General features: G+C 72.5%; 21 protein-coding genes. 12 read left to right on the forward strand and 9 right to left on the reverse strand.

Annotated features, from left to right (window positions below; translation table 11 throughout):
* Window positions 1–2: 2 nt before the first annotated feature.
* The gene (locus QIS96_RS06460) at window positions 3–1214 is read left to right on the forward strand and encodes a sensor histidine kinase (RefSeq protein WP_282541416.1); all 1212 of its coding nucleotides are present in this window, start codon (window positions 3–5) and stop codon (window positions 1212–1214) included.
* Window positions 1215–1240: 26 nt separating this feature from the next.
* Here the strand turns inward: QIS96_RS06460 and QIS96_RS06465 are convergent, their stop codons facing one another.
* A complete protein-coding gene (locus QIS96_RS06465) occupies window positions 1241–1723 on the reverse strand; it encodes a GNAT family N-acetyltransferase (RefSeq protein ID WP_282541417.1) in 483 nt (160 codons plus the stop codon).
* A gap of 29 nt (window positions 1724–1752) precedes the next feature.
* Between QIS96_RS06465 and QIS96_RS06470 the strand changes: the two genes are divergently transcribed.
* On the forward strand, window positions 1753–2544 hold the full coding sequence (locus QIS96_RS06470) for an exodeoxyribonuclease III (protein WP_282541418.1): 792 nt from the start codon (window positions 1753–1755) through the stop codon (window positions 2542–2544).
* Between the two features lie 19 nt (window positions 2545–2563).
* Here QIS96_RS06470 and QIS96_RS06475 read toward each other — a convergent pair whose 3' ends face one another.
* Complete coding sequence (locus QIS96_RS06475) at window positions 2564–3184, reverse strand: MerR family transcriptional regulator (RefSeq protein WP_282541583.1); 621 nt, start codon at window positions 3182–3184, stop codon at window positions 2564–2566.
* A gap of 306 nt (window positions 3185–3490) precedes the next feature.
* On the opposite strand from QIS96_RS06475, the gene QIS96_RS06480 reads away from it, so the two are divergent.
* From QIS96_RS06480 to QIS96_RS06490, 3 genes are read left to right on the forward strand one after another with little or no spacing between them, the layout of a single operon-like run.
* Window positions 3491–5071: a flavin-containing monooxygenase gene (locus QIS96_RS06480; RefSeq protein ID WP_282541419.1), complete on the forward strand. Its 1581-nt coding sequence runs from the start codon at window positions 3491–3493 to the stop codon at window positions 5069–5071.
* On the forward strand, window positions 5068–6003 hold the full coding sequence (locus QIS96_RS06485) for an alpha/beta fold hydrolase (protein ID WP_282541420.1): 936 nt from the start codon (window positions 5068–5070) through the stop codon (window positions 6001–6003). The genes QIS96_RS06480 and QIS96_RS06485 overlap by 4 nt, the downstream gene beginning before the upstream one ends.
* On the forward strand, window positions 6000–6875 hold the full coding sequence (locus QIS96_RS06490) for an SDR family oxidoreductase (protein ID WP_282541421.1): 876 nt from the start codon (window positions 6000–6002) through the stop codon (window positions 6873–6875). The genes QIS96_RS06485 and QIS96_RS06490 overlap by 4 nt, the downstream gene beginning before the upstream one ends.
* Before the next feature lie 194 nt (window positions 6876–7069).
* On the opposite strand, the gene QIS96_RS06495 is transcribed toward QIS96_RS06490, so the two are convergent.
* Together QIS96_RS06495 and QIS96_RS06500 are read right to left on the reverse strand one after the other, a co-directional pair.
* Window positions 7070–7276 (reverse strand): hypothetical protein, encoded by a 207-nt coding sequence (locus QIS96_RS06495; protein ID WP_282541422.1) that lies wholly within the window; start codon window positions 7274–7276, stop codon window positions 7070–7072.
* A gap of 102 nt (window positions 7277–7378) precedes the next feature.
* On the reverse strand, window positions 7379–10660 hold the full coding sequence (locus QIS96_RS06500) for a S41 family peptidase (RefSeq protein WP_282541423.1): 3282 nt from the start codon (window positions 10658–10660) through the stop codon (window positions 7379–7381).
* Window positions 10661–10831: 171 nt separating this feature from the next.
* Here QIS96_RS06500 and QIS96_RS06505 point away from each other — a divergent pair, with 171 nt between their 5' ends.
* Both QIS96_RS06505 and QIS96_RS06510 read left to right on the forward strand, forming a co-directional pair.
* The gene (locus tag QIS96_RS06505; protein ID WP_282541424.1) at window positions 10832–11404 is read left to right on the forward strand and encodes a TetR/AcrR family transcriptional regulator; all 573 of its coding nucleotides are present in this window, start codon (window positions 10832–10834) and stop codon (window positions 11402–11404) included.
* 96 nt (window positions 11405–11500) lie between these two features.
* Entirely contained in the window at window positions 11501–13708 is a 2208-nt protein-coding gene (locus QIS96_RS06510) for an MMPL family transporter (protein WP_282541425.1), read from the forward strand.
* Between the two features lie 122 nt (window positions 13709–13830).
* On the opposite strand, the gene QIS96_RS06515 is transcribed toward QIS96_RS06510, so the two are convergent.
* On the reverse strand, window positions 13831–14199 hold the full coding sequence (locus QIS96_RS06515) for an SsgA family sporulation/cell division regulator (protein ID WP_282541426.1): 369 nt from the start codon (window positions 14197–14199) through the stop codon (window positions 13831–13833).
* A 377-nt stretch (window positions 14200–14576) separates the two neighbouring features.
* On the opposite strand from QIS96_RS06515, the gene QIS96_RS06520 reads away from it, so the two are divergent.
* Window positions 14577–15740, forward strand: a complete 1164-nt coding sequence (locus tag QIS96_RS06520; protein ID WP_282541427.1) for a serine hydrolase domain-containing protein — start codon at window positions 14577–14579, stop codon at window positions 15738–15740.
* Between the two features lie 480 nt (window positions 15741–16220).
* On the opposite strand, the gene QIS96_RS06525 is transcribed toward QIS96_RS06520, so the two are convergent.
* The 4 genes from QIS96_RS06525 to QIS96_RS06540 all read right to left on the reverse strand — a co-directional run bounded on the left by QIS96_RS06525 (window position 16221) and on the right by QIS96_RS06540 (window position 21337).
* Window positions 16221–17072 (reverse strand): EamA family transporter, encoded by an 852-nt coding sequence (locus QIS96_RS06525; protein WP_282541428.1) that lies wholly within the window; start codon window positions 17070–17072, stop codon window positions 16221–16223.
* Entirely contained in the window at window positions 17069–17587 is a 519-nt protein-coding gene (locus QIS96_RS06530) for a YbaK/EbsC family protein (protein WP_282541429.1), read from the reverse strand. The genes QIS96_RS06525 and QIS96_RS06530 overlap by 4 nt, the downstream gene beginning before the upstream one ends.
* Before the next feature lie 62 nt (window positions 17588–17649).
* The gene (locus QIS96_RS06535; protein WP_282541584.1) at window positions 17650–19353 is read right to left on the reverse strand and encodes a penicillin-binding transpeptidase domain-containing protein; all 1704 of its coding nucleotides are present in this window, start codon (window positions 19351–19353) and stop codon (window positions 17650–17652) included.
* Window positions 19354–19591: 238 nt separating this feature from the next.
* Window positions 19592–21337 (reverse strand): dolichyl-phosphate-mannose--protein mannosyltransferase, encoded by a 1746-nt coding sequence (locus QIS96_RS06540; protein ID WP_408907133.1) that lies wholly within the window; start codon window positions 21335–21337, stop codon window positions 19592–19594.
* A 134-nt stretch (window positions 21338–21471) separates the two neighbouring features.
* Between QIS96_RS06540 and rsmI the strand changes: the two genes are divergently transcribed.
* From rsmI to QIS96_RS06560, 4 genes are all read left to right on the forward strand, one after another.
* Window positions 21472–22350 carry a 16S rRNA (cytidine(1402)-2'-O)-methyltransferase gene (gene rsmI / locus QIS96_RS06545; protein WP_282541431.1) on the forward strand — a complete coding sequence of 293 codons (879 nt, stop codon included), beginning with the start codon at window positions 21472–21474 and terminating at the stop codon, window positions 22348–22350.
* A 170-nt stretch (window positions 22351–22520) separates the two neighbouring features.
* Window positions 22521–22994, forward strand: a complete 474-nt coding sequence (locus tag QIS96_RS06550) for a hypothetical protein (RefSeq protein ID WP_282541432.1) — start codon at window positions 22521–22523, stop codon at window positions 22992–22994.
* Between the two features lie 10 nt (window positions 22995–23004).
* Entirely contained in the window at window positions 23005–23892 is an 888-nt protein-coding gene (locus QIS96_RS06555; protein WP_282541433.1) for a TatD family hydrolase, read from the forward strand.
* Between the two features lie 139 nt (window positions 23893–24031).
* Entirely contained in the window at window positions 24032–25243 is a 1212-nt protein-coding gene (locus tag QIS96_RS06560; RefSeq protein ID WP_282541434.1) for a resuscitation-promoting factor, read from the forward strand.
* Window positions 25244–25261 lie beyond the last annotated feature (18 nt).

A 25261-nucleotide genomic window follows, 5' to 3' on the forward strand; every position in this document is an offset into this window, starting at 1 on the left:
CGATGGGACTGCGGACGAAGATCGGGCTGGCCATCGCCGGTACGGCCGCGCTGGTGTCCGTGGTGATCGGGCTGCTTGTGCACCACCGCACCGTGAACGCGCAGTTCACGGCCGCCACCCAGACGATCGGGGACCGGCTGCGGACCGCCGTCCAGGACCGGGCCGCGGGGGTCGACGCGGCCGGGACGCTGATGAACCCGCCGGATCTGCCGAGGCCGTTGCGGGACGCCGCGCTCGACGGGCGGTGGGGTGTGTTCCTGGAGGCGGACCGGCGCGGGGAGCAGTGGCTGTGGGCGGCGAGCGAGCACGGCGGCGACGTGGTCGCGCTGCGCCGGCCGTACGACCGGGAGGCCGCCACCGTAAGGGAGTTGGACCGGGTGCTGTGGCTGGCCGGGGGGATCGGCACGGCGTTGGCGTGTGCGGTGGGGCTTGTCGTGGCGACGCGGCTGGGGCGGCGGCTCACCGCTTCGGCGGACACGGCGCAGCGGATCGCGGACGGGGATCTGACGGCGCGGCTTCCGCTGCACGGCAAGGACGAGGTGACGCGGCTGACCCGGGCCGTGAACACGATGGCGGACGCGCTGGCCGGGCGGCTCCAGGCCGAGCGGGAGGTGACCGCGAACATCGCGCACGAGCTGCGTACGCCGGTGGCCGGGATGGTGACGGCGGCCGGGCTGCTGCCGCCGGGGCGGCCGTCGGAGCTGGTGCAGGACAGTGCGCGGCGGCTGCGGGAGCTGGTGGACGACGTGATCGAGGTGGCGCGCCTGGACGTCTCGTCCGAGGCGGCCGACGCCGAGGTGTGCGGGCTCGGCGACCTGGTGCGCAAGGCGGCCGCCGCAGGCGCCGCGGGGCAGGCCGGGGTGGTCGTCGAGGTGGTGCGGGACGCGCGGGTCGAGACGGATCCGCGGCGGGTGGAGCGGGTCGTCGCGAACCTGGTGAGCAACGCGTTGCGGCACGGGGCGGCGCCGGTGGCCGTCGAGGTCGAGGGCGGCGTCGTCCGGGTGCGCGACCGTGGGCCCGGGTTTCCGGCGGAGGTCCTGGCGAGCGGGCCGCAGCGGTTCCGTACGGGGGCGCGGGAGCACGGGCTCGGCCTCGGTCTGACCATCGCGCGGGGGCAGGCGCGGGTGCTCGGGGCGCGGCTGCGGCTTGAGAATCCGGCGGGCGGCGGGGCGTTGGCGGTGCTGGATCTGCGTGCCGCGCTCACCCAGGACTGAGCGAACCCAGGACTGAGCGCACCCGGTCAGAGGGGCTTGGCCATGCAGCGGCTCGGGTTGTGGTGGCGGTAGTAGCCGAACTTGGCGCAGAACTCGTAGCCCTCGGAGGCGTAGAGGGCGATCGCCTCGGGTTGTTGGATGCCGGTCTCCAGGACCATGCGGGTGCGGCCTGCGGCGCGGGCGTCGGCTTCCAGGAGGGCGAGGATGCGGCGGGCGAGGCCCTGGCCGCGGGCCTCGGGGATCACGTACATCCGCTTGATCTCGGCGTCGCCGTCCGAGTAGCCCTCGGGGTTGGCGTCCTGGGTGCGCCAGCCGCCGGTGGCGACGGGGCGGTCCTGCTCGTCGTAGGCGAGGAGGTAGAGGCCGTGCGGGGGCTGGAACATCGACGGGGCGAGCGGGGTGGCGTCGCCCTCCTCCTCGTCGCCGTACCGCTCCATGTATTCCAGCTGCACCGCGGTGTCGAGCTTCACGGCGTCGGGGTGGTCGTACGGCGTCGGTCTGATGTCCATGCGCTCCAGTGTGCCGGTACCGTGTCGGGGTGCTGACTGTGACCTCCGTGAACGTGAACGGGCTGCGTGCCGCCGCCAAGAAGGGCTTCGTCGAGTGGCTGGCCGCGACCGACGCCGACGCCGTGTGCCTGCAGGAGGTGCGGGCCGAGGCGGCGCAGCTGCCGGACTCGGTGCGGGAGCCGGAGGGCTGGCACGTGGTGCACGCGCCGGCGGTGGCGAAGGGCCGCGCGGGCGTCTCGCTCTACACGCGGCGTGAGCCGGACCGGGTACGGGTCGGCTGGGGCTCGGCGGAGTTCGACGCGAGCGGGCGGTACGTGGAGGTGGACCTGCCGGGCGTGACGGTGGCGAGCCTGTACCTGCCCTCGGGCGAGGTCGGCACGGAGCGGCAGGACGAGAAGGAGCGGTTCATGGCCGAATTCCTCGTCCACCTGCGGGAGTTGAAGCAGAAGGCCGCCGCCGACGGCCGCGAGGTCGTGGTCTGCGGTGACTGGAACATCGCGCACCGCGAGGCCGACCTCAAGAACTGGAAGGGCAACAAGAAGAACGCCGGGTTCCTGCCCGAGGAGCGGGCCTGGCTGAGCGAGGTCCTGGAGAGCTACGTCGACGTGGTGCGCGAGCTGCACCCGGACGTCGAGGGGCCGTACTCGTGGTGGTCGTACCGCGGCCGGGCCTTCGACAACGACACGGGCTGGCGGATCGACTACCAGATGGCGACGCCGGGCCTCGCGGGCAAGGCGGTCAAGGCGTACGTGGAGCGGGCCGCGACGCACGCCGAGCGGTGGAGCGACCACGCGCCGGTGACCGTGGTCTACGACCTGTAGAAGCCGAACGGGCAGGCCCTCAGGGCTTGTTGATGCGGCGGTCCATGGCGAGGGAGAGCTCCGCCTCCACGACCGCCTTCGCGAGCGGGCGCAGCTTGTCGACGTCGGTGTCCGGGGCGTGCGTGCTCAGGATATCCAGGAACAACTCGGCCATGGCGTCCGCGTGTTGGCGGACCTTGCGTCCGGCCGCCATCACCTCGGCGAGCGGGACGCCCTCGCGTACGAGCGTGGCGGAGACCTCCAGGAGGCGGCGGCTGATGTGCACGATCTCGTCGCCGTCGGTGCCGATGTATCCGAGGTCCAGGGCCGCCTGGAGGTTCTCCGTGGTGACCTCGCCCTCGAAGTAGTCCGCGAGTTCCTCGGGGGTGAGGCGGACCGGGGTCTCCTCGGTGGGTTCGCCGGTCAGGCCGAGGAGTTCGCCGACGTCGCGGCCGGCCTCGAAGGCGTCGGTGAGCTCGGCGATGGCGTTGAGGGTGTGGCCGCGCTCCAGGAGCCCGCTGATCGTGCGCAGGCGGGCCAGGTGGTGCTCGTCGTACCAGGCGATGCGGCCCTCGCGGCGGGGTGGCGGGAGCAGTTTGCGCTCGCGGTAGAAACGCAGGGTGCGCACGGTGATGCCGGCCGCCGCGGCCAGTTCGTCCATGCGGTATTCGCGGATCTCCGGTTCTTCGGGCACGTCTCGACCCTATGCCAGAGGCAGTGGCGCGTACCGGCGTCTTCTCGACGGAGTGCGGGCGGGGACCAGGCGTCGGAGCGGGCGGGAGGCCGGCGAGAGGCGGGGCGGGGGTCCGGTGGCGGGCCTCGCGGCCGGGCTGCGGGCCGGGAACCGGGTGGCGAACCGCCGGTAACTTTCTTCTGCCCGACCCCTACCCATGAGTAAGAAGCTGCTCTACTCTCCCCATTGCGCCAGTAATCACTGGCAGAGTCGTGGAGTGCGGGAGGCGGCGGCATGGCCGAGCAGGAGCGCGAGCGCGAGCACGTGCGGGTGGCGGTGATCGGGTCGGGGTTCGGCGGCCTCGGCGCCGCCGTCCGGCTGCGCCGCGAAGGCATCACCGACTTCGTCGTCCTGGAGCGGGCCGACTCGGTGGGCGGCACGTGGCGGGACAACAGCTATCCGGGGTGCGCCTGCGACGTTCCCTCACACCTGTACTCCTTCTCCTTCGCGCCCAACCCGGACTGGCCGCGGGCCTTCTCCGGGCAGCGGCACATCCGGGAGTACCTGGAGCAGGTGGCGGACGTCTTCCGGCTGCGGCCGCACATCCGCTTCGACTCCGAGGTGAAGGAGCTGCGCTGGAACACCGCGGAGCTGCACTGGGAGATCGAGACCGTACGCGGCCACCTCACCGCCGACGTCGTCGTCTCGGCGGCCGGGCCGCTCTCCGACCCGAAGATGCCGAACATCCCGGGCCTCGACTCCTTCGAGGGCAAGGTCTTCCACTCGGCGCGCTGGGACCACGACTACGACCTGCGCGGCAAGCGCGTCGCCATGATCGGCACCGGCGCCTCGGCGATCCAGATCGTCCCGGCGATCCAGCCCGAGGTCGGCAGCCTCACCCTCTTCCAGCGCACCCCGCCGTGGGTCATGCCGCGCGCCGACCGGGCCATCAGCGGGGTCGAGCGCTGGCTGCACAAGCAGCTGCCGTTCACCACGCAGGCGCGGCGCGGCCTGCTCTGGGGGATCAGGGAACTCCAGGTGCAGGCGTTCACCAAGCGCCCCAACGAGCTGGGCCTGGTCGAGTCCCTCGCCAAGGCGAACATGCGGCGGGCGATCAAGGACCCGGCGCTGCGGGCCAAGCTGACCCCCGACTACCGCATCGGCTGCAAGCGCATCCTGCTCTCCAACACGTACTATCCGGCGCTCGCGCAGCCCAACGTGGACGTGGTCGCCAGCGGTCTGAGCGAGGTGCGGGGCAACACCCTGGTGGCGTCCGACGGCACCGAGACCGAGGTCGACGCGATCATCTTCGGCACCGGGTTCCACGTCACGGACATGCCGATCGCCGAGCGCGTGATCGGCGCCGAGGGCATCGCGCTCGCCGAGCACTGGAAGGGCGGCGTGCAGTCGATGCGCGGCGCGACCGTCGACGGCTTCCCCAACTTCATGACCGTCATCGGCCCCAACACCGGTCTCGGCAACTCCTCGATGATCCTGATGATCGAGGCCCAGCTGAACTATCTCGCCGACTACATGCGGCAGTTGGACGTCCTCGGCGGCAAGGCCGCGCTCGACGCCAGGCCCGCCGCCGTCACCGCCTGGAACGCCAAGGTCCAGGAGCGGATGAAGCGCACCGTGTGGAACACCGGCGGCTGCACCAGCTGGTACCTGGACGAGAACGGCGTCAACACCACCGTCTGGCCCGGCACCACCACCGAGTTCCGGGCCGCCACCAAGCGCGTGGACCTCGGGGAGTACGAGGTCGTGCGGCCGCCCAAGCCGGTCGAGGCCGCTGCGGCCTCTGCGGCCCCCGCGGCCTCCGCCGCCTCCGCCGCGAAGCCGGGCCGCAAGAAGAAGGCCGAGGCCGGAGCATGAGCCGACTGACACGCGTCGCGTCCGGGCCGTACGCCCCGCCCGCCGCCGCCCGCGAGCTCACCGCGGTCTCCGCCGACGGCTCCCGCATCCACGTAGAGGTGCACGGCCCCGAGGGTGCGCCGCCCGTCGTGCTCGCGCACGGCTGGACCTGCTCGACCGCCTTCTGGGCCGCGCAGATACGGGAGTTGGCGCGCGACCACCGCGTCATCGCGTACGACCAGCGCGGCCACGGGCGCTCCCCGGCGCCCGCCGACGCCTCCGGCTACAGCAGCGGCGCGCTCGCCGACGACCTGGAGGCGGTGCTCGCCGCGACCCTCGGGCCCGGCGAGCGGGCCGTGCTCGTCGGGCACTCCATGGGCGGCATGACGCTGATGGCCGCCGCGGGCCGGGCGAAGCTCGCCGAGCACGCCGCCGCCGTACTGCTCGTCAGCACCGGCGGCTGGAACCTGCTCGACGAGTCCACGGTCGTCCCGCTCCGCAAGGGCCGCCTCCGCACCCGCCTGACGAAGTCCGTGCTCGGCTCGCGCGCCCCGCTCGGCCCGGTCACGCCCGTCGGCAAGAAGGTGCTGCGGTACGCGACCATGGGCCCAGGCTCCGCGCCGGACCAGGTCGAGGTCTGCGCCCGGATCGTGCACGCCTGCCCGCGCCTCGTGCGGTACGGCTGGTCGCGCGTCCTGGAGACCCTCGACGTGGCCGCGGACGTACGGCGGTTGACCGTGCCCACCGCGGTGCTCGTCGGTACGGTCGACCGGATGACGCCGGCCGTGCACTCGCAGGCCCTGGTCGCCACACTGCCCAACTGCGTGGGCATCACCGAGCTCGCCGGGCTCGGCCACATGACCCCGGTCGAGGCGCCCGAGGCGGTCACCGGGAAGATCCGTGAGCTCGTCGGTACGTACGTACGCAACGAAAAGGTCAGGGAGGGCGCATGAGCAAGGTCAGCCTGGAGGGTCAGGTCGCCGTCGTCACCGGGGCGGCGCGCGGAGTGGGCGAGCTGCTCGCCCGCAAGCTGTCGGCGCGCGGGGCCAAGGTGGCGCTGCTCGGCCTGGAGCCGGACGAGCTGAAGCAGGTCTCGGCCCGGCTGCCCGGCGAGAGCGACCACTGGCACGTCGACGTCACCGACCACGAGGCCATGGCGCGGGTCGCGCAGCAGGTCAAGGAGCGGTTCGGGAAGGTCGACATCGTCGTCGCCAACGCCGGTGTGGCCAGCGGCGGTCCGTTCACCGACTCCGACCCGGTGGCGTGGCGGCGGGTGATCGAGGTCAACCTGATCGGCTCCGCGGTGACCGGCCGCGCGTTCCTGCCGGTCCTGATGGAGTCGCGCGGCTACCTGCTGCAGATCGCCTCGCTCGCGGCGCTCACCCCGGCGCCGATGATGAGCGCGTACTGCGCGTCCAAGTCCGGCGTGGAGGCGTACGCGCACTCGCTGCGCGCCGAGGTCGGCTACAAGGGCGTGAAGGTCGGCGTCGGCTACCTGTCGTGGACCGACACGGACATGGTGCGCGGGGCGGACTCGGACGACGTGATGCGGGAGCTGCGGCAGCGGCTGCCGTGGCCGTCGAACAAGACGTACCCGCTGGATCCGGCCGTCGACCGGATCGTGGTGGGGATCGAGCGGCGGTCGGCGCATGTGTATGCGCAGTGGTGGCTGCGGGGGATGCAGTCCCTGCGGGGCTATCTGCCGGGGATCATCGCGACCGTCGGTCAGCGGGAGATGCGGCGGTTCGAGCCGCGGCTCGGGGAGGTTTCTCGGGGGCTCGTCGGTGCGGGGGGTGCGGCGGACGACGCTGCTCGTCGGGGCTGAGGTCGATCGTCGGCTGCCCCGCCGTCGTGGGGCTGTGCCCACCCTCCCCCAAGCTCTCAACTCCGTTCGAGCAGGGGGGACCCCCATCACCTTGCGGAACGCCTGCCCGCAGCAGGGAGGGAGGGGTGGCAGACGTGAAGGTGCGCCCGTACTTCGTGTACGGGCGCACCTTCACGTGTCTGGGGGCGGGAGCCTCAGGACTCGTAGTCCTGGTTGAACCGGTCCTGCTGCTCCTGCGTGGTGCGCTCGGTCTCGTCGCGGAGGTCGTTGCTGCGCTCCGAGGCCTGCTCGCGGTCCTGCGAGCCACGCTCCTGAGTTTCGTCCTTGGAGCCGCTCATGGCGTCCTGCGCCCGGTTGCGGAGCTCTTCGGACTTCTCGTTGAACTGGTCCTTCATGCCCATGCTTTTTCACTCCTGAGAAGCGGTTCGGGTGGGGCGTGACCCAGCCTTGCACGGGGGGATGAAAGCCGCATTCCGGACCGTTGCCCTCCGTGATCGCCCAGGTCAGAGGCTCCTCGGCGGCAGCTTCGGCCGACGGCGGTCCGGTACGTCCGAGTGGTCGGGCGGGGCCATCGCCGGGTGCCGTTCCAGGAGGTCGAGCGCGAGCCGCACCGCGTCGTCGAGTTGGGCGTGCCGGCCCTCGGCCCAGTCCAGCGGGGTGCGCAGCACCTCCAGGTCCGGCTCGACGCCCTTGTTCTCGATGTCCCAGCCGTACGCGTCGAACCACGCCGCGTTCATCGGCACCGTGATGACCGTGCCGTCGCCGAGCCGGTGCCGCCCGGTCATGCCGACCACGCCGCCCCAGGTGCGCTGCCCGACCACGGGGCCGAGCCCGAGCAGCTTGAACGCGGCCGTGATCATGTCGCCGTCGGAGGAGGTCGCCTCGTCCGCGAGGGCGACTACCGGGCCGCGCGGGGCATTTGAGGCGTACGAGACGGGCTGGGCGTTGCGGGTGAGGTCCCAGCCGAGGATCGTGCGGGTGAGCTTCTCGACCACCAACTCGCTGATGTGGCCGCCCGCGTTGCCCCGTACGTCGACGATCAGGGCGGGCCGGGACATCTCCATGCGCAGGTCGCGGTTGAACTGCGCCCAGCCGGAGCCGCCCATGTCGGGGATGTGCAGATAGCCGCACTTGCCGTGGCTCAACTCCCGTACGACGTCCCGGCGTTTGGCCACCCAGTCCTGGTAGCGGAGCGGGCGCTCGTCGACCAGCGGGACCACGGCGACCCGGCGCGGGTGGCCCTCCTCGGCCGTCCTGAAGGTCAGCTCGACGGTCGTACCGCCCGCGCCCGCGAGCAGCGGGTACGGACCGGCCACCGGGTCGACGGGGCGGCCGTCGACATGGGTGAGCACCGCGCCCCTGCGGATGCCGGCGCCCGCGAGCGGCGAGCGGGCCTTGGAGTCGGAGGACTCGCCGGGCAGGATCCGCTTGACCAGCCAATCCCCGTCCCTGCACACGAGGTTGGCGCCGAGCAGGCCCTGGGCGCGCTGGTAGTGCGGCGGGCCCTCGTTGCGCCGGGCGGGGGTGACGTAGGCGTGCGAGGTGCCCAGCTCGCCGAGGACTTCGCGGAGCAGGTCGGCGAACTCGTCGGGGGACGCGACCCGTTCGACGAGCGGGCGGTACTGGTTGAGCACCGCGTCCCAGTCGATCCCGCACATCCCCGGGTCCCAGAAGTAGGCGCGGATGATCCGGCCGGCCTCGGCGTAGGACTGGCGCCACTCGGCGCCCGGGTCGACCTCGTGCAGGATGCGGCGCAGGTCGATCCAGACCGTGGAGTCGCCGTCGCCGGGCTCGGTGGCGGGCACGGCGCGCAGCTCGCCCTCGTCGACGACGACCAGGCGGCTGCCGTCGCCGCTGAGCGCGAACATGTCGAGGTGGTCGACGAGTTCGGTCCTGCGGGCCTTGGCGATGTTGAAGTGCTCCAGGCTCGGCCGGCCCGAGGTGTCCGTGGGGTTGGCGAAGGTCTCGCCGAGCGCGCCGGAGATCGGCCAGCGCATCCAGACCAGGCCGCCGTCGCTCACCGGCTGCAGCGCCGAGTACTTGGACGCGGCCACCGGGAACGGCGTGACCCGGTTCTCCAGGCCCTCGGTCTCCACGGTCACGGCGTTGCCCTCGCCCGCGCTCTCGACCGGGTCGAGCCCGCCCGCCGCGGGTCGCCCGTGCGGCGAGAGCGCGAACGGCGAGGGCGTCGCCGAGGACAGCGGTACGAGATAGGGGCGGCAGCCGAGCGGGAAGGAGAGGTCGCCGGTGTGCACGTCGTAGACCGGGTCGAAGCCGCGCCAGGAGAGGAACGCGAGATAGCGGCCGTCCCGCGTGAACACCGGGTTCTCGTCCTCGAAGCGGCCGTTGGTGACGTCGACGATCGTGCGGTCCTTGATCCGGGCCAGCTTGATCTGCCGCAGCGAACGCCCGATCCCGGGGTGCGACCAGGCCAGCCAGGCCCCGTCGGGGGAGAACGCGAGGTCGCGCACGGGCCCGTTGATGGACTGGATCAACTCGGTGACCTGGCACTCCCCGGAATCCTCCGCCTCCGGCCCCGCGGCGTCAGCCGCATCTTCGGGCACAGTGATCAGCAGCAGCCGCCCGTCGTTGGAGGCGATCGCGAGCCGCTCACCGTCCGGGTCGGCGACCAGCTCCTGCACGCGGCCGAGGCCGCCGGAGGCGAGCCTGCGCGGCGGCCGGTCGCCGCTGGCCCGCGGCAGGTAGGCGATCTCGACCGCGTCCTCGCCCTCGGCGTCGGTGATGTACGCGACCTGGCCGCCCGAGCCGGTCATCTCCGGGAGCCGGACCCGTACGCCCGGGGTGTCCGTGATGGTGCGGGCCGGGCCGTCGCGGTGGGTGAGCCAGTAGAGGCTGCCGCGGACGACGACGGCGCTGGCCCGGCCCGTCTCGTCCACGGCGAGCGCGTCCAGGTTGGTGGCGGCCGGGGCCTGGTAGACGCGGCGTCCGGCGCGCGGGCCGCCGAGGCGGACGTCGAGCCTGCGGGGCTGCGACTCGGGGCTCAGCTCGTCCACGGTCCACAGCTCGCCCGCGCACTGGTAGACGACGCGCTCGCCGTCGCTGGAGGCGTGCCGGGCGTAGAAGCTGTCGTGGTCGGTGTGGCGGCGCAGGTCGGAGCCGTCGGGGCGGCAGGAGTAGAGGTTGCCGATGCCCTCGTGGTCGGAGAGGAAGGCGATCCGGCCGCGGACGAACATCGGGCTGGAGAAGTGCCCGTGCAGGTCGGGCAGGAGCCGTTCGCCGTGCAGCCAGAGCCGTCCGGTGGCGCCGCCGCGGTACCGCTTCCAGGCGGCCGGCTCGTGCGGCGGCCGGCCGGTGAGCAGCAGGGTGCGGCGCTCGCCGTCGAGGTCGGCGACGGCGATGTCGTCGACCGGACCCCAGGGCAGCTTGCCGCCGGGGGAGCCGTCGGTGGGCACCGAGTAGGCCCAGGTGAAGTACGAGAAGGGCTGGCCGTGCGAGGCGACGGCGAGGATGTCGCCGTCGGGGGACCAGCCGCAGACCTTGGTGTCGGTGCTGCCCCAGTAGCTGAGCCGGGTGGCGGGGCCGCCCGCGACCGGGACGACGTGGATCTCCGGGTCGAGGCTGCGCCAGGTCGTGAACGCGATCCGGGTGCCGTCGGGCGAGAACCGGGGATGGCCGATCCGGGTGCGGTCCACGGTCAGCCGCCAGGCCCGCTCGGGGACCGCGCCCTCCTCGGCGATGGGCGCCACCCAGAGATCGTCCTCGGCGGCGAAGCAGAGGAGGTTGCCGTGCAGATGCGGAAAGCGGAGGTATGCGGCGTCTCTCACGTCACCATGCTTTTCCGGTACGAAGGGGGCGGCAACCTGAACGGCGGCACGGATGCCGAAGTTCTGTGACCCGAGCCACGAGCGAAACGGTTCCGTTTCGCTCGACCTCGGGCGTAACCTCGTAAAGGAACGAAACCGTTTCGTTCACCTGAGTCCGGATCGGAGACCGCCGTGGCGCGCAGCCGCATCACCCCCGAGCGCGAGGCCGAGCTGTACGCGGCCGTGCTCGACCTGCTGCGCGAGGTCGGGTACGACGCGCTGACCATGGACGCCGTCGCCGCCCGCACCAAGTCCAGCAAGGCCACCCTCTACCGCCAGTGGGGGAGCAAGCCGGAGCTGGTCGTCCGGGCGCTGCGCTCGGACAAGCCGGTCAGCCTCGCGGAGATCGACACGGGGTCGCTGCGCGGCGACTTCCACGCCGTGGTCGACCGGATCGACGACTGCCGCCTGGAGCAGGACTCCGCGCTGATGCGGGGGCTCGCCCAGGCGATCCACGGCAACCCGGATCTCCACAAGGCGATGCGGGAGCTGCTGTTCGAGCCCGAGCTCACCGGACTCGACGCACTGCTGCGCCGGGCCGTGGAACGCGGCGAGGTACGCGAGGGCCACCCCGCCCTGAAGTACGTCGTCCACATGCTCGTCGGCGCCTTCGTGGCCCGGCAGCTCATCGAGGACAGAGCGCCCGACCAGGCCTTCCTCGCCGAATACGTCGACGCCGTGGTTCTCCCCGCCCTCGGCATCTGACCCACCCCGTACCGCCCTCCTGACGCACCGCTCACGTCGTCGGGCCGGTTCGACCTGCCCTGAACACCCCCACGACCTGACCGGGAGTACGCACTCGTGGCCACGTTCCTCTACAAACTCGGCCGGTTCTCGTTCCGGCGACGGCACTTCGTCGTCCTGATCTGGGTCGCCCTGCTCGCCCTCGCGGGCGTCGGCGCGGCCAACTCGTCGGGCTCGGGCTCGACCTCCTTCTCCATCCCCGGCACCGAGGCCCAGCGCGCCTTCGACCTGATCGAGGAGCGCTCGCCGGGCGCGAAGGCCGACGGGGCCACCGCCCGCGTCGTCTTCAAGGCCCCGGCCGGCGAGAAGATGACCGACCCCGCCAACAAGACCGCCGTCGAGCAGGTCGTACGCGAACTGCAGGGCGGCGACGAGGTCGCCTCAGTCGTCGACCCGTACCGTGCCAAGGCCGTCAGCCGGGACGGCTCGACCGCGTACGTCCAGGTCTCGTACGACGTCTCCGGGATGAACCTGGAGGAGTCCTCGCGCGACGAGTTGAAGGCGGCCGGGCAGGACGCGCGGGACGCCGGGCTCACCGTCGAGATCGGCGGTGACGCGCTGCAGGCGATACCCGAGACCGGGGCCACCGAGATCATCGGCGTCGGGGTCGCGGCCGTGGTCCTGGTGATCACCTTCGGCTCGCTCGTCGCGGCCGGACTGCCGCTGCTCACCGCCCTGATCGGCGTCGGCATCGGCGTCTCGACGATCACCGCGCTCGCCACGGCGCTCGACCTGTCCAGCACCACGTCGACGCTCGCGATGATGATCGGCCTCGCCGTCGGCATCGACTACGCGCTGTTCGTCGTCTCCCGCTACCGGGCCGAGCTGGCCGAGGGGCGGGAGCGCGAGGAGGCGGCCGGACGGGCCGTCGGAACGGCCGGCTCCGCGGTGGTCTTCGCCGGGCTCACCGTGGTGATCGCCCTGGTGGGCCTGGCCGTCGTCAACATCCCGATGCTCACGAAGATGGGCATCGCCGCGGCCGGCACGGTCGCCATCGCGGTCCTGATCGCCCTGACGATGATCCCGGCGCTCCTGGGGTACGCGGGCAACCGCGTGGTGGGCCGTAAGGCGCGTAAGGCCGACGCAGGTCAGCCGGTTGCGGCCAAGGACAACATGGGCACCCGCTGGGCCCGCTTCGTGCTGCGCAAGCCGCTGGTCGTGCTGCTCGTCGGCGTGGTCGGGCTCGGCGTGGTGGCGCTGCCGGCGAGCAAGCTGGAGCTGGGCCTGCCGGACGACGGCTCGCAGCCGACGAGTACCACGCAGCGCAAGGCGTACGACCTGGTCTCGGAGGGGTTCGGCCCCGGCTTCAACGGGCCGCTGATGGTGGTCGTGGACGCGGCCGACGCTGACGATCCGAAGGCGGCCGCGGGTCAGGTGGCCCGTACCGTCGCGAAGCTGGACGGGGTCGCCGCGGTCACCCCGGCACAGTTCAACAAGGCCGGCGACACCGCGATGCTCACCGTCGTGCCGAAGTCCAAGCCGAGCAGCGCCGAGACCGAGGCGCTCGTGCACGACATCCGGGACGCGGGCGCGGAGATCACCGCGGACACCGGCGCGAAGACCATGGTCACCGGCACTACCGCGATGAACATCGACGTGTCCGAGAAGCTCAACGAGGCGCTGCTCCCGTATCTCGCGCTCGTCGTGGGCCTGGCCTTCCTGCTCCTCATGGTGGTCTTCCGCTCGGTGCTCGTCCCGCTCAAGGCGGCGCTCGGCTTCCTGCTCTCCGTGGTGGCCGCGCTCGGCGCGGTCGTCGCGGTCTTCCAGTGGGGCTGGCTCGGCTCGCTGTTCGGGGTGGAGCAGACCGGCCCGATCATGTCGATGATGCCGATCTTCATGGTCGGCGTGGTCTTCGGCCTGGCGATGGACTACGAGGTCTTCCTGGTCACGCGCATGCGGGAGGCGTACGTCCACGGGGAGCGGCCGGGCGAGGCCGTCGTCACCGGCTTCCGGCACGGGGCGCGGGTGGTCTCGGCGGCCGCGGTGATCATGATCGCGGTGTTCGCGGGCTTCATCGGGTCCAGCGAGCAGATGGTGAAGATGATCGGCTTCGGCCTGGCCATCGCAGTGTTCTTCGACGCGTTCGTCGTACGGATGGCCATCGTGCCCGCCGTGCTCGCGCTGCTCTCGCACCGGGCCTGGTGGCTGCCGAAGTGGCTCGACCGGCTGCTGCCCGACGTCGACGTGGAGGGCGAGCGGCTCCGCGAGCGGCTCGGCGAGACGCCTGAACGGGCCGCCGGGGAACGGGAGTTGGCCGGGGTCTGAGCTAGGGCCTGTCGTTTGGATCACGCCCCGCGACCCCGGCAAGATCCAAACGACAGGCCCTAGGTCGTTTCCTTCGGATCAGGCCGGATCCCGCGCCCCCGGCAAGATCCGGAGGGGACGGCCTAGGCCGAGGAAGTGGCAGGGGTGGCGGCGGCCGCGTAGGTGCGGCGCAGGAAGCGGACGAGGGACACGCAGTCGAACTGCAGCACCGTCACCCCGTTCTCGGCGTGGAACTCGATCACCGCCTGCACGCGGCCGCACGGCCAGACCTGTACGGAGCCGGTCCCGGCCGGGGTGCGCAGGCCCTTCTCCAGGAGCGCGCGCGGCAGGTCCCACTCCACCTCGCCCGGAGATCCCGGGACCGCGATGCGGATGCTGTGGCCGGTCGCCGCGGGGTCGTACCGCAGGGCGACGCGGATCGCTCGGTGGCCGTCCGGGGCGTCGGTGACGAGATGGGCCCGTGCTTTTTCCTCGACCACGCCGGCGGACATCGCGCGCTCCTCAAGTTCTTCGTGCTGACTGCGAACACTTACGGACCACTTATTGCCTTACGTCCCTAATGTCGCATATTTCCCACGAGGAGGAGTGGGCCGAGTGGCCCCCGTCTCACGTGACGTACCAGACAAAAGCCAAGCGAAATCGGGTGGTTGAGAGGCCACGATGCTGGGAACGCCGTGGTCCCGCTCAGGCCGTTGGGCCTGCTCCCCTTCCGCGTCTCTCCCTCCTCGTCCCCCACGCATGCCCGGAAATCCCGCCCGCAGCCTCAAGGGCGACCCGGAATTCCGCATCGAAAGATGAACGTTGCACCATAGAGGGTCGGCCGCAGATCGGAGCGGCTGCCGAAAGCAGACACGGAAAGGGCACGGACGTGGACGTCCAGGGCAGTGTGGCGTCGGGGTTCGAGCCCGTCGAAGCCGCCTTCGTACGCAACTTCGCCGAGCAGGGCGAGCGCGGGGCGGCCGTCGCCGTCTACCTGCACGGCCGCAAGGTCGTCGACCTGTGGGGCGGCGTCCGGGACGTGGACGGCGACGAGCCCTGGCAGCAGGGCACCGCACAGATAGTCCGCTCCGCCACCAAGGGCGTCGCTGCCGCCGTGCCGCTGCTGCTGCACCAGCGCGGACTCCTCGACCTGGACGCCCCGGTCGGCACGTACTGGCCCGAGTTCAAGGCCCAGGGCAAGGAGCGCACCCTCGTCCGCCACCTGCTCTCGCACCGCGCGGGCGTGCCCGTGCTCGACGAGCCGATCACGACCGCCGACCTCGCGCGCGGCCCCGAGGCGATCGCCGCGCAGGCCCCCGCCTGGGAGCCCGGCACCGACCACGGCTACCACGCGCAGACGTACAGCTGGCTGATCGGCGAGCTGGTGCGACGCGTGACCGGGCGGAGCCTCGGGCGCTGGCTGGCCGAGGAGGTGGCCGGGCCGCTCGGCCTCGACCTGTGGCTCGGGCTGCCCGCGGCCGAGGCGGACCGCGTCGGCCGGGTCGGCCCCGTGGAGCCGCCCGAGGGCCGGCCCGGCAGCGCGCTGCGCCTCCGGTCCAAGCGGGACGTCGCCGAGGCCTACGCCGACCCGTCATCCCTCACCCGCCGCGCCTTCGCCGCGCTCCGCTCGCCCGACGAGAACTCCGCGGAGTACCGGGCCGCCGAGCTCCCCGCGTCCAACGGCATCGCCACCGCCCGCGCGCTCGCCCGCTTCTACGCCGGCCTCATCGGCGAAGTCGACGGCCACGCACGGCTGTTCGCGCCCGCGACGGTGGCTCTCGCGCGTACGGAGGAATCGGCGGGGCCGGACCGGGTGCTCGTCGTGAACACCCGCTTCGGGCCCGGCTACATGTTGCACGGCCCCGCGTCCCCGCTGCTCGCCCCCGGCTCCTTCGGCCACCCCGGCCGCGGGGGGCCGCTCGCGTTCGCGGACCCGGAGTCGGGGGTGGGGTTCGGGTACGTGACGAACGGGCTGCGGACGGGGGTCACGGCGGACCCTCGGGCCCAGTCCTTGGTACGGGCGGTACGCGAGGCACTCGCCTCGACGACTTGATCCCCTCCCCGCCCCTTCCCGAAGTCCTCAGCGGACGGCTCTCGGGGGCTGCGCCCCCGGGCCCCCACCCGCCCCGTCGCTCGGCTGTCGCGCCGTCGTGGCTGGTCGCGCAGTTCCCCGCGCCCCTGGCAGGGGGCTTCGCCCTCCAGCCCCCTGGCTGTCGTTCGGGTGCCGCGCCGTTGTGGCTGGTCGCGCAGTTCCCCGCGCCGCTTAAAAGCCAGCCCCCCCGGCGTCCGAGAGGCGGGGCAAAACCAGCCGGCCCGGCAAAACCAGCCCCTCCGGCGTTTGAGGAGCAGGGGTCCGGGGGCTGGCCCCCGAGACGGGGTCCGGGGCGGAGCCCCGAAGCGGGGTCCAGGGGCGGCAGCCACGGGCGGGGGCCCGGGGGCGGCAGCCACGGGCGGGGGCCGGGGGCGGAGCCCCCGGAGCTGTCCGCTGAGGACTTTAGGGAAGGGGCGGGGAGGGGAAAAGCAGCCCCCAGGCTCACCCCGCGTGCAGCATCAGGCCGATGCCAAGCACCATCAACCCCGCCGCAGCGATCCTCGGCATGCCGAACCTCTCCTTGAAGAAGACCGCCCCGATCGCCGCCCCCACGATGATCGACGACTCCCGCAGCGCAGCGATCGGCGCGAGGGCCGCGCGGGTCTGGGCCCACAGGACGAGCCCGTACGCCACCACCGAGAGCCCCGCGCCGAGCAGCCCGTGGACCGCGTGCGGGCGGAGCAGGCCGGGCAGCCGGGACCGGTGCCGGTACAGCGCGTACGCCGGGATCGCGACGCCCTCCAGGATCATCAGCCAGGCGATGTAGCCGAGCGGGGTGCCGGAGGCGCGTACGCCCACGCCGTCCACGACCGTGTACGCCGCGATGGAGAGCCCCGTAGCCAGCGCCGCGAGCAGTGCGGGCCAGTGCGGGCGGCGGCCCGAGCCGCGGATGCCCCACAGAGCGAGCCCGACGAGGCCCGCGCAGGCCACGGCGACCCCGGTGAGCTGCCGGCCGTCGATGCGCTCGCCGACGAGGACGGCCGCGGCGACGGTCACGACGAGCGGTGCCGTACCCCGCGCGATCGGATACATCTGGCCGAAGTCGCCGAGGCTGAACGACCGCATGAGCAGCGCCTGGTAGGCCACGTGCAGGACCGCCGAGGCGATCAGGAACGGCCACGCGCCGGCGGCCGGGAACGGGACGAAGCAGGCGAGGGCGGCGCCGATCAGGGCGCCGCCCCCGGATATCAGCGTGAACGCGACCAGCTGGTCCTTGATGCGGTGCGCCATCGCGTTCCAGCTGGCGTGCGTGACGGCGGCCAGGACGACCGCCCCCGCGACGAGCGGCGTCACGCGTCGGCCTCGGGAGCCTTTGCCGCCTCGCGGACGTCGACGAGCGTGCCGCCCGCGTGCGCGACGAGCGCCTTCGGGTCCATCGGGAACACGGTGTGCGGGGTGCCCGCGGCCGCCCACACCACATCGTGGTCGAGCAGCCCGCGGTCGGCGAGGACCCGGGTGCGGGTGCGGTGCCCGAAGGGCGGCACCCCGCCGATCGCGTACCCGGTGGTCTCCCGTACGACGTCCGCGCCCGGCCGCGTGACCTTCTCCGCGCCCAGCTCCCGCCGTACGAGCTCCATGTCCACCCGCGACGCCCCGTCCATCAGGACCAGCACCGGAACCCCGTCCGCGGCGAAGATCAGCGACTTGACGATCTCGCCGAGCGCGCAGCCCACCGCCTCCGCGGCCTGCGCGGCGGTGCGGGTGGCGTCCGGGAAGGCGCGGACCTCGGACAGGACGGATTCCAGGCCGAGTTCAGACAGGGCCTCGGCGAAACGGGGGTGGGCGGCGGTGCCGGAAGAGCTGGTCATGGCCGCACGCTAGCTGTACGTGTACGGGGCACGCGACCACAATCCGGCCCGTCCGATCAGAACTACGCCCCGCCCCGCAGCACCGCAGCCACCAGCGGGCCCGACGAGGTGCCGCCGCGGCCGCCCTCCTGGATGACCGCGGCCGCGGCCAGGTCGCCGCGCCAGGCGGTGAACCAGCCGTTGGGCTTCTTCTGCCCGTCGACCTCGGCCGAGCCGGTCTTGCCGCCGATGTCGGGGCCGAGCCCGGACATCGCCTCGGCGGCCGAGCCGGAGGTCGCGGTGTACTCCAGGAGCTCCTTCAGCTGGGCCTGGGCCGACGGCTTCAGCTTGCGCGGGGCCGTCGCAAGCGTGCGGCCGTCCACGTCGGGGGAGACCAGGTACGGCTGGTTGAACGTGCCCGTCTTGGCGGTCGCGATGAACGACGCCACGTTCAGCGGGTTCATCCGCACCCCGCCCTGCCCGATCAGCGAGGCGGCCATCTGCGCGTCGGACTGCACCGGCACCGCGCCGTCGAAGGTGGAGACGCCGCTGGTCCAGTTGCCGCGGCCGAGCCCGAAGACCTCCTGGGCCTGCTTGGTCAGGTCGTCGTCCTTGAGCTTCTGCGCCTGCGAGATGAACGCGGTGTTGCAGGACGCGGCGAAGCTGGAGCGGAACGTGCCGTTCTTGATCTCGAACTTCTCGACGTTCTGGAACTTCCAGCCGCCGTACGTCTCGTACTTGGGGCACGGGTGCGGCTTGTCGATGCCCGCGAGGCCCTTCTCCAGGAGCATCGACGCGGACACGATCTTGAACGTGGAGCCCGGCGCGAGCGAGCCCTGCAGCGCGACGTTGAACCCCGACGTGTTGGAGTTGGCGGCCGCGAGCACCTCGCCCGTGGACGGCTTGAGGACCACGACGGAGGCGCGCTTCCGCTTCGCCACCTCGGCCTCGGCGTTGGCCTGCGCCTTCGCGCTGATCGTGGTCTCGACGGTGCCGGGCGTGCCCTTGGTGAGCGTGAGCAGCGTCTTGTCCGGCAGAGCCTTGTCGTCGGAGTCCTTGTCGGCGGAGTCCGAAGCGCCCGACTTCTTCGCCGCCCCCGAGTCGCCCCGCACGATGCGGAGTTCGACGCCGGGCTCGCCGCCCGCCTGGTCGCCGTACTTCTCGCGCAGCGAGTCCAGGACCGTGCCGAGCGAGGGATACTTCTGCACGGTCAGCTCCGCGCCGTCCCGGTCCATGGCCTTGATCGGCGGCTTCCCGGACTCGTCGGCGCGCAGCGAGTCGCCCTCGCGCAGCTCCGGGTGGACCACGGAAGGCTGCCAGCGCACGACCGGCTTCCCGGTCTTCTCGTCGCGTACGACGGTGAGTTCGGATTCGTACGCGAAGGGCTTGTTCGTTCCCTCGTACGAGGCCACGGCCGAGACCGAGAACGGCACCTGCCGGCCGCTCGCCCGCCCCGGCTCCAGCTGGACCTTCGTCAGGTGGGCGTCCTTGCGGTACGAGGTGAGGGCCTTGCCGGCGGCCTCGGCGTCGTCGGTCAGCGCGGCCGCGGCGGCGGCGTCGCCCTTCGCCCACGCGGCGAGGAACTCCCCACTCGTGGACCGGACTTCGGCGGCGCTCGGCGGGCCGAGCTCCTTCTTGGGCTCGCCCGCGGCCGTGCGGTCACCGCCCTGCGACGCCGCGGTGTTCTCGGAGCCGCCGCCGGTCAGGGCGTACGCGGTGAAGCCCGCGCCGGCCGCGACCGCGACGACGGCGGCCCCGATCAGCGCGATCTTGACCTCCTTGCGCATCCCGCTCCTGGCGCCCGCCGCTCCGGTGCCGTGCCCGCCCTCGGGTTCCATGCGCTCTCTCCTGACAGCTGCTTCTTCGTCCGCGGATGCCCGCGCTTTTTCGACCTGACCGGCCGAATGCGCACCCTATAGGCCCCAAGTGACGACTCTCGCCGGTCGGGTGACCGGATCAGCGCTGCTCCAGGTCAACCGCCCGCCGGAACCGGAGCCGTTATGAGAACGGGATGTGCCGGGCCGCTCACACCCAGGTGTCGAACCACATCCGGGCCCGCCACGCGTCCACCGGGATCGGGGTGCCGGTGTAAATGGGCCAGAAGTAGACGAAGTTCCAGATGATCAGCAGGACCAGGACGCCCGCGCCCACCGCGCCCACGATGCGGCGGCGCTCCGTCGAGCCGGGCGGGCCGAGGATCGCGCCGATCATCATCGCCAGGGCCAGGCACAGGAACGGCACGAAGACCACGGCGTAGAAGTAGAAGATCGTCCGCTCCTGGTACATGAGCCAGGGCAGATAGCCCGCCGCGATCCCGCACAGGATCGCGCCCGCCCGCCAGTCCCGGCGGAACAGCCAGCGCCACAGCACGTACGCCACCGCGAAGCAGGCCGCCCACCACAGCAGCGGGGTGCCGAGCGCGAGGACCTCCGCCGCGCACTTCTCGGCCGCGTCCGCCGGGCAGCCGTCCACGCCGGGCGCCGGGGACTCGTAGTAGTAGGAGACGGGCCGGCCGAGGACCAGCCAGCTCCACGGGTTGGACTCGTAGGTGTGGCCGGAGGTCAGGCCGATGTGGAACTGGTAGACCTCGTACTCGTAGTGCCACAGGGAGCGCAGCCAGTCCGGCAGGAACGTCCAGTCGCCGCCCTTGCCCGCGGTGGTCGCCCAGTTCCGGAAGTAGCCGTCGTCGGAGGCGATCCAGCCGGCCCACGAGGCCACGTACGTCGCGACCGCCACCGGCACCGTCGACACGAACGCCGGCAGCACATCGCGCTTCAGGACCGCGAGGTACGGGCGGCCCGCGCCCGCGACGCGGCGGGCGCCGACGTCCCAGAGGACCGACATCAGGGCGAACGCGGCCAGGATGTAGAGGCCGTTCCACTTCGTGGCGAAGGCCAGGCCGAGGCAGACCCCGGCCGCGATCCGCCACGGCCGCAGGCCGAGCCGGGCGGTCTCGGCGACCTCCGCGTCCGGCCGTACGACACCGTCCTCGTCCTCGTAGAGCTGCGCGAGGAGCCGTGCCCGCGACTTGTCCCGGTCCACGACCAGGCAGCCGAACGCGGCGACCACGAAGAACATCAGGACCAGGTCGAGCAGCGCGGTCCGGCTCATCACGAAGTGCAGGCCGTCCACCGCGAGCAGCCCGCCCGCGAGGCAGCCGAGGAACGTCGAGCGGAACAGGCGGCGTCCGATCCGGCAGATGAGCAGCACCGACAGCGTGCCGAGCAGCGCCGTCATGAACCGCCAGCCGAACGGCGTGAAGCCGTGCATCCACTCGCCGAGGCCGATGATCCACTTGCCGACCGGCGGATGCACCACATACGCGGCCTCATGCCCGAGCGGGACGTCGGAGCCGAGCCGGATGACCTCGTCGTTGTAGTCCTTGGGCCAGTTCACCTCGTAGCCGCGGTGCAGCAGCGCCCAGGCGTCCTTGGCGTAGTACGTCTCGTCGAATATCACCTTGTTCGGCCGGCCCAGGTGCCAGAACCGCAGGACGCCCGCGACGAGGGCGACGAGCAGCGGGCCCGCCCAGGCGAGCAGCCGGTTCAGCGTCGCGGCCCGGTCGGCGCCGACCCCGAGCGCGGACCACAGGCGGGGGCCGGGCTCGGTGAAGGGCGGGACCAGGCGGGTCGAGATGTTCGCGCCGGGCCTCGCCGTGTAGCCGAACCGGCGCAGCCGCAGCTGCCAGGCCCGCTGCACGGGCTCCTCCGTCTCGGTGGCCCGGTCCGCTGGCGCGTCGGTGGAGTCCGTCGTGGACGCTGCACTGGTCACCGCGCCATCGTAGGGAACGACACTGTGCCGGGACTCGGGTACTCGGCACCCGGGCGAGGCCCGGCCCGCATCCCGGCCCATGAGTGGTCCGCCCGGCGGGCGGGGCAGTGCCCGTTCCCTGCGAGGATGGCCCCGTGACAGCAGGAACGCTCGTACTCGCAGGCACCCCCATCGGCGACACCTCCGACGCCCCGCCCCGGCTCGCCGCCGAGCTGGAGTCGGCGGACATCGTGGCCGCCGAGGACACCCGCAGGCTCCGCCGCCTCACCCAGGCGCTCGGCGTGCAGCCGGCCGGCCGGATCGTCTCGTACTTCGAGGGCAACGAGGCCGCCCGTACGCCGGAGCTGGTCGAGGCGCTCGCGGGCGGGTCGCGGGTGCTGCTCGTCACCGACGCGGGGATGCCGTCCGTGTCCGACCCGGGCTACCGCCTGGTCGCCGCCGCCGTCGAGCGGGACATCAAGGTCACCGCCGTGCCCGGTCCGTCCGCGGTGCTCACGGCGCTCGCCCTGTCCGGGCTTCCCGTGGACCGCTTCTGCTTCGAGGGCTTCCTGCCGCGCAAGGCCGGCGAGCGCCGCAGCCGCCTCGCCGAGGTCGCCGACGAGCGCCGCACCCTCGTCTACTTCGAGGCCCCGCACCGCCTCGACGACACCCTCGCCGCGATGGCCGAGGCCTTCGGCGAGCAGCGCCGCGCGGCCGTCTGCCGCGAGCTGACCAAGACGTACGAGGAAGTGAAGCGCGGCCCGCTCGGCGAGCTCGCCGCCTGGGCCGCCGAGGGGGTGCGCGGCGAGATCACCGTCGTCGTCGAGGGCGCCGCCGAGACCGTCGAGGAGCTCGACGCGGACGAGCTGGTGCGCAGGGTGCAGGTGCGCGAGGAGGCGGGCGAGCGACGCAAGGAGGCGATCGCGGCGGTCGCGGCCGAGGCGGGGCTACCCAAGCGCGAGGTGTTCGATGCCGTGGTCGCGGCAAAGAATGCGGCTCGCAGCGCGCCACAGGACGGCAAAGGACTAACCTGAAAGGCAAAGCCCAGGCCGCGCACCAGGCCGGTTCTTCCTGGAGAAGGCCAAGAACGCTCCAATACTCGACAGGTCTGATGCGCTCCCACCGGGCGCGGGCGTCCACTGGATGTGAAGGGACGCGAGCCCCGTCCCGGTACGTGCTTGTCCAGCGGACAAGAGGAGCTGGCATGAGTGAGACCACCGGCCGCATCGCCACGGGTATGCCGCACGAGGCCATAGCCACCGTTCAGGAGTCGTACTCCTTCGCCTGCATGCGCTGCGGGCACGGATGGGAGCAGTCGTACGACATCGAGCACTTCGTCGACGGCAAGGGCAACGAATTCGTGATGTACGTGGTCGACGGCCACCGGGTGCCGTCCCCGCTGACCCGGCCCACCTGTATGAACTGCGGCGGCCATGTCGTCCGGATCATGCGGGCGGGGCAGGTGTCCTCGGTGCAGAGGATCCCTTACGGGCAGCCTTTCGAGTACGCAGGCCAGCCCGCGGCGGAGAAGGCGGAGAAGGCGGAGCCCGAGGAGGCCGCGGCGCCCGAGTCCGGGGAGGACGTCGCCCGGAAGTCCGAGCGCCACTGGCACCTCTCCGACCTGCTGCGCCCCTTCCGGCACCACCACGACGAGGAGCGGCGGCAGCCGCCTTCGTAGGATCGGAGGCATGAGCCCGAAGGACGTCAAGGACGCCAAAGACGCACCGCCGCCGCTGCCGGAACCCCTGCGGGTTCCGGTCGCGGACTCGCACACCCACCTCGACATGCAGGCGGCCACGGTCGCCGAGAGCCTCGCCGACGCGGCGTCCGTCGGCGTGACGACCGTGATCCAGGTCGGCTGCGACCTGAAGGGCTCCCGCTGGGCGGCCGAGACGGCCGCGCAGTACGAGGCCGTGCACGCCACCGTCGCCCTGCACCCCAACGAGGCCCCCCGGATCGTCCTCGGGGACCCCGACGGGTGGTCCCGGCAGGGCGCGCGCGAGCCCGGCGGGGACGCGGCGCTCGACGAGGCGCTCGCCGAGATCGACAGGCTCGCCGCCCTCCCGCAGGTCAAGGGCGTCGGCGAGACCGGGCTCGACTACTTCCGCACCGGGCCCGAGGGCAAGGACGCGCAGGAGCGGTCGTTCCGCGCGCACATCGAGATCGCCAAGCGGCACGGCAAGGCCCTCGTCATCCACGACCGCGAGGCGCACGCCGACGTCCTGCGCGTGCTCAAGGAGGAGGGCGCCCCCGAGCGCACCGTCTTCCACTGCTACTCCGGCGACGCCGCGATGGCCCAACTCTGCGCCGAGCAGGGCTACTTCATGTCCTTCGCCGGCAACGTCACCTTCAAGAACGCCCAGCCGCTGCGCGACGCCCTCGACGTGGCGCCCCTCGAACTCGTCCTGGTCGAGACCGACGCGCCCTTCCTGACGCCCGCGCCCTACCGCGGTCGGCCTAATGCGCCCTATCTCATTCCGGTCACGCTGCGGGCCATGGCCAAGGTGAAGGGCATCGACGAGGACGCCCTTGCGGAGGCGGTACGGGACAACACTGCGCGCGCATTTGATTACTGACCGATAACGGGTTGGGTGCCGGAACGCAGGGCAAGGTTGCGACACAGTGTGACCGTACGAGTCGGGAGAGTGACGGCCGGCTGCCCGCTCCGCTAGGTTCTGCTCGCCCGAGATCAGGACCGTACTGGAGCGCTTCGTCGTGAACGTTGATGAATGGCGCGGCTCGACCGTCGCACCGCCACGGGACGCCGCCCCGGCCCCCGCTCCTGCCGGTGGGCGGGCCGAGGCCAGGCGCGCGGCCCGGCGCAGGCAGAGCGCCGAGCGGCCCGAAGCCCTGCGGCGGCTGCTGCCGCAGGCCCTCGTCGTCGCCTTCCTCGCCGGCGGCACCACCGCGTTCGTCGCCGAGGACAAGGCCGTCCGGCTCTCCGTCGACGGCGAGCCGCGCACCCTGCACACCTTCGCGGACGACGTCGGCGAGCTCATCGCCGAAGAGGGCCTGGACGTCGGCGCCCACGACATCGTCGCCCCCGCCCCCGGCGCCCCGCTCGCCAGCGGCGACGAGGTCGTCGTGCGGTACGGCCGGCCCGTCCGCCTCACCCTCGACGGGGAGCGCCGCCAGGTGTGGACGACGGCACGCACCGTCGAGGGCGCGCTGCGCGGGCTCGGGGTGCGGGCGGAGGGCGCGTACCTCTCCGTCGACCGCTCCGCGCGCATCGCCCGCACCGGCCTCGACCTCGACGTGCGCACCGAACGCACCGTGACCGTCATGGCCGACGGCCGCGAGCGCACCCTCCGCACCAACGCCGCGACCGTGCGCGAGGCCGTAGCCGAGGCCGGGATCTCGCTGCGCGGCCAGGACACCACCTCCGTACCGCCCGACTCGTTCCCGCGCGACGGCCAGACCCTCACCGTCCTGCGCATCACCGGCAGCCGGGAGGTGCGCGAGGAACCCATCGCCTTCGATGTGCGCCGTACCCAGGACGCCATGCTCTACCGCGGCACCGAGGTCGTGGAGCGCGCCGGACGCCAGGGCGCGCGCCGCGTCACGTACGAACTGCGCACCGTCAACGGCGTGCGGCAGCGGCCGCGGCGGATCGAGTCCCAGGTGGTGCGCGCCCCGCAGGCCCAGCACGTGAAGGTCGGCACCCGGCCGCTGCCGACCGGCGTGCAGGGCGCCGACGGGCTCGACTGGAACGCGCTCGCCCAGTGCGAGTCCGGCGGCCGGCCCGACGCGGTCGACCCCTCGGGCACGTACGGCGGGCTCTACCAGTTCGACACCGGCACCTGGCAGCGCCTCGGCGGGAGCGGCCGCCCCCAGGACGCACCGGCCGCCGAGCAGACGTACCGCGCGAAGAAGCTGTACGTGCAGCGCGGCGCGAGCCCCTGGCCGCACTGCGGGGCGCGGCTGTAGCCGGTACGGGCCACGAAC

The sequence above is a fragment of the Streptomyces cavernicola genome (assembly GCF_029968035.1).
GTDB lineage: Bacteria > Actinomycetota > Actinomycetes > Streptomycetales > Streptomycetaceae > Streptomyces > Streptomyces cavernicola.

Bases quoted from the DNA above. Each gene is read 5' to 3' on its own strand.
- QIS96_RS06460 (WP_282541416.1), top strand. From the start codon at position 3: ATGGGACTGCGGACGAAGATCGGGCTGGCCATCGCCGGTACGGCCGCG.
- QIS96_RS06465 (WP_282541417.1), bottom strand. From the start codon at position 1,723: ATGGACATCAGACCGACGCCGTACGACCACCCCGACGCCGTGAAGCTC.
- QIS96_RS06495 (WP_282541422.1), bottom strand. From the start codon at position 7,276: ATGGGCATGAAGGACCAGTTCAACGAGAAGTCCGAAGAGCTCCGCAAC.
- QIS96_RS06535 (WP_282541584.1), bottom strand. From the start codon at position 19,353: ATGCGCAAGGAGGTCAAGATCGCGCTGATCGGGGCCGCCGTCGTCGCG.
- QIS96_RS06480 (WP_282541419.1), top strand. From the start codon at position 3,491: ATGGCCGAGCAGGAGCGCGAGCGCGAGCACGTGCGGGTGGCGGTGATC.
- QIS96_RS06490 (WP_282541421.1), top strand. From the start codon at position 6,000: ATGAGCAAGGTCAGCCTGGAGGGTCAGGTCGCCGTCGTCACCGGGGCG.
- QIS96_RS06530 (WP_282541429.1), bottom strand. From the start codon at position 17,587: ATGACCAGCTCTTCCGGCACCGCCGCCCACCCCCGTTTCGCCGAGGCC.
- QIS96_RS06555 (WP_282541433.1), top strand. From the start codon at position 23,005: ATGAGCCCGAAGGACGTCAAGGACGCCAAAGACGCACCGCCGCCGCTG.
- QIS96_RS06475 (WP_282541583.1), bottom strand. From the start codon at position 3,184: ATGGACGAACTGGCCGCGGCGGCCGGCATCACCGTGCGCACCCTGCGT.
- QIS96_RS06515 (WP_282541426.1), bottom strand. From the start codon at position 14,199: ATGTCCGCCGGCGTGGTCGAGGAAAAAGCACGGGCCCATCTCGTCACC.
- QIS96_RS06485 (WP_282541420.1), top strand. From the start codon at position 5,068: ATGAGCCGACTGACACGCGTCGCGTCCGGGCCGTACGCCCCGCCCGCC.
- QIS96_RS06550 (WP_282541432.1), top strand. From the start codon at position 22,521: ATGAGTGAGACCACCGGCCGCATCGCCACGGGTATGCCGCACGAGGCC.